At 40.7% G+C, this 8279-nt stretch carries 6 protein-coding genes and 1 pseudogene; 6 read left to right on the top strand and 1 reads right to left on the bottom strand.

The window, feature by feature from the left end; translation table 11 throughout:
* Window positions 1–301 precede the first annotated feature (301 nt).
* Complete coding sequence (locus M1K46_RS24710; protein WP_256228105.1) at window positions 302–1222, bottom strand: AraC family transcriptional regulator; 921 nt, start codon at window positions 1220–1222, stop codon at window positions 302–304.
* Between the two features lie 185 nt (window positions 1223–1407).
* On the opposite strand from M1K46_RS24710, the gene M1K46_RS24705 reads away from it, so the two are divergent.
* The 6 genes and pseudogenes from M1K46_RS24705 to M1K46_RS24680 all read left to right on the top strand — a co-directional run bounded on the left by M1K46_RS24705 (window position 1408) and on the right by M1K46_RS24680 (window position 7998).
* Window positions 1408–2391: an aldo/keto reductase gene (locus tag M1K46_RS24705; RefSeq protein ID WP_256228104.1), complete on the top strand. Its 984-nt coding sequence runs from the start codon at window positions 1408–1410 to the stop codon at window positions 2389–2391.
* Window positions 2392–2418: 27 nt separating this feature from the next.
* Entirely contained in the window at window positions 2419–3270 is an 852-nt protein-coding gene (locus M1K46_RS24700) for an aldo/keto reductase (RefSeq protein ID WP_256228103.1), read from the top strand.
* 146 nt (window positions 3271–3416) lie between these two features.
* A pseudogene (locus M1K46_RS24695) lies at window positions 3417–3689 on the top strand (DUF3231 family protein); the annotation flags it as partial.
* Between the two features lie 493 nt (window positions 3690–4182).
* Entirely contained in the window at window positions 4183–5691 is a 1509-nt protein-coding gene (locus M1K46_RS24690; RefSeq protein ID WP_256228101.1) for a spore germination protein, read from the top strand.
* 6 nt (window positions 5692–5697) lie between these two features.
* Window positions 5698–6888, top strand: coding sequence for a Ger(x)C family spore germination protein (locus M1K46_RS24685; protein WP_256228100.1), 1191 nt, complete (start codon window positions 5698–5700; stop codon window positions 6886–6888).
* A gap of 21 nt (window positions 6889–6909) precedes the next feature.
* Window positions 6910–7998, top strand: coding sequence for a GerAB/ArcD/ProY family transporter (locus tag M1K46_RS24680; protein WP_256228099.1), 1089 nt, complete (start codon window positions 6910–6912; stop codon window positions 7996–7998).
* The last annotated feature ends 281 nt before the right edge of the window (window positions 7999–8279 follow it).

Below are 8279 nucleotides of genomic sequence, written 5' to 3'. Positions count from 1 at the left end.
GTGAACAGTTTAGTTGACGGGATCAGTCCCACGGGTGCTACGTTCTACCCCGACTACCGCTATAATAAGACCAAATAAAAAAAGGTCAACCAGAAATTCTGGCTAACCTTATATTACGAACGGGTGCGTTAGCTGAAGATTGGAGCTGTCTATAAGGCAGCTTTTTCTTATGGAACTAAAGGGCAGGTTAGTTTAATTTTAATAATTCATAATCTGTTGGTTACACCAACTTTTCCTTTGATCCTCTCCCCAAATTATTTTCTTTTTTCTCCACAAAAAACCCCCACCATAAGGGAGGGGATTATGGGTTTATAATTTGGTGCTCATAGGTTTCTTTTAATCGCTTAATATCCTCTTTAGGCGGCAGACCAAACATCCTAGAATATTCTCTGCTGAATTGAGATGGACTTTCGTAGCCGACTCGGAATGCAGCATCGGTGGCATCTGTTGACTCGGATAATAACAGGCGACGAGCCTCCTGTAGCCTTAGTTGTTTTTGGAACTGAATAGGACTCATTGCTGTTACCTCTTTAAAGTGCCTATGAAAGGAAGAAACACTCATGTTCGCAATTTCTGCAAGATTATCAATCCGAAAAGACTGGTCATAGTTTTTCATGATATGTTCAATAACATCCCCAATTAGATGAGCTGAACTTCCTTCTAGTCCTATTTGCCCTAATGTAACTCCATGCTGCCCCTGTAAAACCCGATAGATAATTTCCTTTTTAATAAGAGGTGCAAGAACCGGTATATCGTTGGGAGTTTCCAGCAAATGTACTAACCTGGTTACAGCGTCCAACAAAGAATCCTCGATTTTGCTTACATACATGCCTCTTCTGGCATTTTCTTTTGGGTAAACTGTAAGGTTTGAATCTTGTAATACCTCCAATATTTGGTTTGGCGTAAATTCAAGTTTGAGTGCCAAATACGGATTTTCAGAAGAAGCTTCCGTAACTATACCGGTAACTGGCAAGTTCACGGATGCCACAAGGTAATTTGCAGGGCCGTACACATAGGTTTCCTGTGCCAGTAATACTTCCTTCTTGCCTTGAACGATTATGCATAAGGAGGGCATGTACACTCCGTAAGCTGGACCTGTAACATCAGAGAACCTAGAGAATGATAAAGAAGATATAGCAGTCTCATGAGCCCCGTCTTTACCTGTGTGCCTTTCAATAATTTGGGTGAGTTCCGAACGCTGTTTGCCGATTTGTTTAGACATAAAAACCTCCTGCGTCCCAGTTTTTTATAGTTCCATATTAATACATATTCCTCGGAAGCGTTAGTGGTGTGAGAGGATTAGGCAATGATTTGATAGGAATGATATAAGGGTTCCCTGTTTTTTTATTGCATAATAAGGGTGTTAAAAGTTTTCTATACATCTTGACTGGAAGGAGTTGAATCATCATGAAAAAGCGTAAATTAGGAAAGAGTGAATTGGAGGTTTCCTCCATAGGTCTTGGTTGCATGGGCATGAGCCATGGGTACGGGCCTGCCTCGGACAAGCAAGAGATGATTACGTTTATTCATAAAGCTCTTGACCGGGGTATTACTTTCTTCGATACGGCCGAAGTATATGGCCCGTTTGTCAATGAGGAATTGGTAGGGGAAGCCCTTGCTCCTTTTAAGGGAAAAGTGGTTATCGCGACTAAATTTGGCATCCAGATGATAAATGGCAAGCAGGTGCTTGATAGTAAGCCGGAATGTATTAGGCAGTCAATCGAAGGCTCGCTTAAACGCCTTAAAGTCGATAGCATTGATCTTTATTATCAGCATCGGGTGGACCCTAGTGTTCCGATTGAAGAGGTAGCAGGAGTAATCCAAGACCTAATCAAGGAAGGGAAAATTAAGCATTGGGGACTTTCTGAGGCAGGAGTGGAAACGATTCGCCGTGCACACTCAGTTCATTCACTGACTGCGGTTCAAAGTGAATACTCAATGATGTGGAGAAGCCCTGAAGACGACTTGTTGCCTACCCTTGAGGAGCTGGGAATCGGCTTTGTTCCTTTCAGTCCGTTGGGCAAGGGATTCCTTACCGGCACAATTAAAAAGGATGCTAGGTTTGTCAGTTCAGATTTTCGCAGCATTGTTCCCCGCTTTAAGCCTGAGAATATCGAGGCAAATCAGGTATTAGTTGATTTGATAAACAAGGTTGCTGTTGAAAAAGACGCAACGCCCGCTCAAATTGCACTTGCGTGGGTTCTTGCTCAGAAGCCATGGATTGTTCCGATTCCAGGCACGCGAAAGTTGGAGCGTCTAGAAGAAAACCTTGGGGCGGTTGATATTGAACTGAATCGTGAAGAGCTCAAAGATTTAAATGATGCCTTATCGAATATTGATATATCGGGAGAACGATATCCGACTGAATATGCAAATAGGGTAGGGAAATAATTTACGATAAACACAGGAGGATTTTATATGCAAAAAGTAACGTTAAATAATGGTGTAGAGATACCAATCCTTGGCTTTGGGGTTTTTCAGATTCAGGATGAAAATGAATGTGAGCAGGCCGTATACGATGCGATTTTGGCGGGATATCGTCTGATTGATACTGCAGCGTCTTATTTAAATGAAGCAGCAGTAGGAAGAGCAATCAAGCGTAGTGGTGTACCAAGAGAGGAATTGTTCATTACAACAAAACTTTGGGTTCAGGATACTGGTTATGAAAACACAAAGAAAGCATTAGAAAAATCATTGGAAAGGATGCAATTGAATTATTTGGATCTATACCTAATCCATCAGCCTTTTGGTGATGTATACGGTTCTTGGCATGCCATGGAGGAATTGTACCGTGAAGGAAAAGTAAGGGCAATTGGAGTAAGTAACTTCCATTCTGACCGTCTGATTGATCTGATTATCCATAATGAAGTTGTTCCAGCGGTTAACCAGGTTGAAACACATGTGTTCAATCAGCAGATTGAAAGTCATGCCTTTATGAAAGAGAACAATGTACAAATAGAGTCTTGGGGGCCATTTGCCGAAGGAAAAAACAACATGTTCCAGAACGGAATTCTGGTATCCATAGGCGAAAAGTATAATAAATCTGTTGCTCAGGTGGTTTTACGGTGGCTGACACAAAAAGGAGTTGTTGCAATTCCGAAGTCTGTCCGTAAAGAAAGAATCGTCGAAAATTTCAACATCTTTGACTTTGAATTAAGCCGAGAAGATATGGACCAAATCGCCACTTTAGATACAAAAGAGAGTTTATTCTTTTCACACAGGGACCCTGAAATGGTGAAATGGATCGGTACCCGTAAACTAGATATATAATGTTATTTTCCATAGCAACAAAAGGTCGATTTCCTTCAAGGAACATCGGCTTTTTTTATGGATAACAATTTAATTCCTATTGTGAAGCGTTACACTTAAACTAACGGGGGGCTTTTGTTCAATAAGGCTTTGCAATGATCTTCCACCGTCCAGCTGCGTCTTTAGATAGCATTCCTGCAGGAGCTCGCTTTAGCGATCCTGAAATTGCTGCGTCCGTTGCAAAAGATGGAGCAGCAGGATTAGTCGCTTGCAGCCAGATTATGGGCCAATCCATCAGGGAAGATATTGGAGCTATGTTTGGACAGTTCCACATGAATAAAGCACAGTTTGGCATACGGCTCTTGAGGATGATGAAAGAAAAAGGATGGTTGGTTCCTCCTCCCCTTCACATGGAAATTCCTGAGGCTATTCACGCATAACCATCAAAAGAGAGATGCCAGTCCGATTTTTAATCGATTCTGGCCTCTCTTTTTTAATATTAATATTTAAGCAGGGGTATCATTAGCTATCCATAGTTTCTTAAAAACATACTTAGAGGGACACAAGGAAATTGGTGTAAAAATAATACAGGCAAAGATAAAATGCAGTAAGAGCCATCTCAGAAGGGTTGCTTCAAAGAAGAAGCAATGAGTCGCACCAATATCCGTGTCACAAATGGTTCTCCTGGTGATGTTAATAGCTAATTGTTAGAAATAACAACAGACCCAACAATTGCAAACCCCCTTGCCCTAACTGTCTCTGAATTCAACTTTATCGAGCTGCTCAAGCAGCTCTTTTTTTCGAATTCTTAACTTTTTTATCTCATCAATTCATTGAATAAAATAAGAGCTATCATTCCACACTAGAAAAATAACATATTGTTTTTGAGTTTTTGTTTTAATGCCTAAGAATTCACGAAAAGAAGGGGTTGCTTTGGTTTCCAAGCGTCGAAAGTCAGGAGTGGATCAGACAGAAACTTTGTTAACGTCTAACTTGTTGTCTAATATTGATCTTTTAAAAAACAAGCTTGGAAAAACATCCGATCTGGTAATTCGGAAGTTTGAGATTTCAAGCTTTCATATTGCAGCCATCTATATGCAAGGAATGGCGGATTCTAAAACGATTAGTGATTTTCTCTCGCTGCTTATAAAGAATGAAAATCTAAATTCTGAGACATTATCTCCACCGGAAGCCTTTCATTTTATGAATGAAGAATGCATTTCGATCGGTCAAGTGAGTACCGGCAAATCGTGTGACTCCCTATTACTGTCCATTCTTACAGGAAATACCGTTCTGCTTCTCAATGGACATGATGAGGCAGTGGTCGTAGGCACACAAGGCTGGGAAAAACGTGCAATCAGTGAACCGACAACAGAAGCGGTGGTACGCGGACCAAAGGAATCCTTTATTGAATCTACGGAAACCAATATCACCATGGTGAGAAGGCGGATTAAAAATCCAAAACTCAGGGTAGAAACGGTTGAGGTGGGTACCATCACCCATACCGGTATTTCAATTATGTACATAAACGGGCTGGTTGAAGAAAATATTTTACAGGAAGTAAGAGAAAGACTGTCCAAGATCTCCTATGACAGTGTGATCGACTCTGGGTATATTGAGGATTTTATTCAGGATACGACCTTCAGCCCCTTTCCTCAGATTTATCACACAGAAAGACCCGATGTAGTGGCAGGAAATTTACTGGAAGGCAGAGTGGCGCTATTTGTGGACGGATCTCCGTCTGTTTTGTTAGTACCGGTTGTTTTTACGCAGTTCTTCCAGTCAGCAGAAGATTATTATGCAAGGTGGGATATCGGAACATTTTTACGGATTCTGCGATTTTTCGCCTTCTTTATCTCCCTTTATGCTCCCGCCATTTTTATTGCGACGATTACGTTTCATCAAGAAATGCTTCCCACAGAATTATTGATCACTTTGGCAGCGCAAAGAGAGGGGTTGCCTTTTCCTGCCTTTCTTGAAGCCATGATCATGGAAGTATCCTTTGAATTGTTAAGAGAGGCAGGAATACGCTTGCCTAAATCAGTCGGACAGGCTGTATCGATCGTTGGGGCGATCGTTATCGGCCAAGCGGCAGTGGAGGCAGGGATTGTATCGGCATCCATGGTGATTATTGTTGCCATTACGGGAATCGCAAACTTTTCCATTCCATCGTTCAGCCTGGCGATTTCTGCACGATTAATCCGGTTTATTTTAATTTTTAGTGCTTCTTTTTTGGGCATGTATGGAATAGCTGTTTTAACCTTTCTTTTATTGGGCCATGCGTGCAGCTTACGTTCCTTTGGTGTTCCTTATCTTTCCCCCATTGCTCCCTTTAACGTCCAAGATCAAAAGGACGTATTTATCCGGTTACCGCTTTGGGATTTATTCAGGAGGCCAAAGATGTTGACTCCTAACGAAAAACGAATGAAGAGTAGAGGATGAAGACTAGTGAAAAACAAAAACATTATAAGGTCTTTAGTGGTACTTTTGTTTTCTCTGGTCATGTGTACAGGATGCTGGAACAAAAGAGAGATGAACGAAATGGCATTCGTGATGGGGATCGGCTTCGATAAACTCGGCAAGAAAAATTATGTCGTCTCCTTTCAGATTGCGAACCCCGGCTCCTTTATTAAAACCACTTCCTTGCGTGGCGATGGTCAGGCCTTTACTGTATTTACGGGGAAAGGAAGGACCATTTCCGCTGCAGCAGCAAATGCCTCCAAGAAAGTTTCGAGAAAATTATTTTTTGCGCACACCCAGGTTATTATAGTTGGAAACTCGTTGGCAAATAGGGGGATCGACGGGGTGCTGGACTGGATGGACCGGTCCATGGACTTCAGAACGACCACCAAAATTGCCATCGCACGGCATGAGCATGCGGAAGAGCTGCTCGAAGTCCAGACTCCTCTGGAGAAACTATCGGCCAATCATTTTAAAGACGAGCTGGAGACGTCGAAAAACCAGTGGACAGAAGCGTTATCAATGGACATCGATAATATCATACAGTCATTGATCAGCAAGGGAAGTGAACCGATGATCAGCGGGGTGCAAGTATTGGAAAAAAAAGCGGGTAAAGCACCAAATCCATATCCTTACTATCTTGAATTTAAAGGACTAGCCTATTTTAAAGGCCAAAAACTGAAAAAGTGGGTGGATGGAAAAGACATAGAAGGGGCTCTCTGGGCGAAAAATAGTGTTTCTAAATTGATTGTTGCTGCAGATTGCAAAACCAAAGAGGATGGAGTTAGTGTGGAAGTGATCCGTACTAAATCAGCTATTGCCACTCCGTTGTCGCATGGCCAGCCTGAATTGAACGTTGATGTTAAAGCAGAAGGGTATATTAAAGAAGTGAACTGTCCCGTGGATCTCGCAAATCCTAAAACGATTAACCGAATAGAAAAAAACTTGAACGGAAAAGTAAAAAGGCAAATAGATGACGCCCTGCATATTGCCCAAAAGGAAAGCACGGATGTTTTTGGATTTGGTGATGTTTTAAGCAGGAAAGAACCTGAATATTGGAAAAAGGTGAAAAATAATTGGGGCCATCATTTTTCAGAGGCTAAAGTGAATGTGAATGTACATTTCCTTTTGCAAAATTCAGGTAAACGAAATAAACCCTACTTAAGTCATTATAAATAATGATACCTAGGAGACTAAATCATGAGAAAAGAAAAAGTTGATACTTTTCAACTTCTTGCTCTTATCATTTTGTTTGAATTGGGAACCGCAATGATTGTCGGTGTGGGGCTGCAGGCAAGGCAGGCAGCATGGTTAACTGTCATCATCAGCATGGTTGGCGGAGCCTTGCTTTATCTGCTCTATCACTATTTATATAATCAGTTTCCTACACTTTCATTCATCGAATATCTTCCTGAAATTTTAGGAAAGTACATGGGGTGGACTCTGGGACTGGTTTATGTCATCTATTTTATTTATCTTTCAGCAAGGGTCCTGCGTGATTTCGGAGATCTACTAACAAACGCTTATTATAACTATACACCTGTTTTTGTAGTGAATTGTATATTTATCTTTACCGTGTTTTATCTGCTTTCTAAGGGAATAGAAGTCCTTGCTAGAGTTGGGGAGATTATGTTTGGCATATATATGCTTCTTTTTCTTATTGTTAAGATATTAATGTTTTCCTCAGGTATCGTAAAGTTCGATTTATTATTCCCTATCCTGCCCAATGGCTGGACACCTGTTTTAAAGTCTGTATTTCCTAGCGGGGTAACGTTCCCATTTGGTGAGCTTATTGCATTCCTAATGATATTGCCGTTCTATAATCAGCAAAAGAAAGCTAAAAAGATTGGGTTGCTGGCGATCTTGATTAGCGGGATACTTTTAAGCTTCTCTATAGGGCTTGATACAGCTGTAATAGGGCCGGATAGTATGCAGCGTTCCACATTTCCTACGCTTGAAGCCATCAGTAAAATACAGATAGGGTTTCTACAGCATTTAGATGTTTTTTTTCTTTTTAAATTAATCATAGCCAATTTCTTCAAACTGGCTATTTTTTATTACGCAGCGACGTTCGGAGCAGCGAAACTATATAAACTTCCGAATGATAAAAGCTTGCTGTTTCCAATTGGTATCATCATTCTATTCAGTTCATTGATCATCGCGGGCAATTTTGCCGAACATATAAAGATTGGATTAGACTTTGTACCGCTGTATATCCACCTTCCGATTCAGATCGGAATACCGTTTCTTTTGGCGACGATTGTTTTTATCAGAAAAAAAATCAATTAGTTTTTTTCTTTCTGGCAAGGTATATGATATTACCGAAAAAGAAGATAAGTAACAATATGATCAAAGCGAACTCATAGCTGTCCATGACCCAAAACGGATTTAGCAGATTTTCCTTCGCCTCTGCATAACCAAATAAATATAGCTGGATAAAAAAGATAAGCGAAAATGTTAAGCTGCAAATACATAACAATAGAAGAATGATTTTCAAATCGTGTGCCCCTTTATTTTTTGCTTTATTATGCCCAGACAAAAAGATCCAATCCGCACTTACATTTAACGAT

The sequence above is a fragment of the Fictibacillus sp. WQ 8-8 genome (assembly GCF_024494405.1).
Taxonomy (GTDB): Bacteria; Bacillota; Bacilli; order Bacillales; family Fictibacillaceae; genus Fictibacillus_C; species Fictibacillus_C marinisediminis.
Note: the sequence above shows the minus strand (reverse complement) of the source record. Positions and strands in the feature narration are given on the sequence as shown.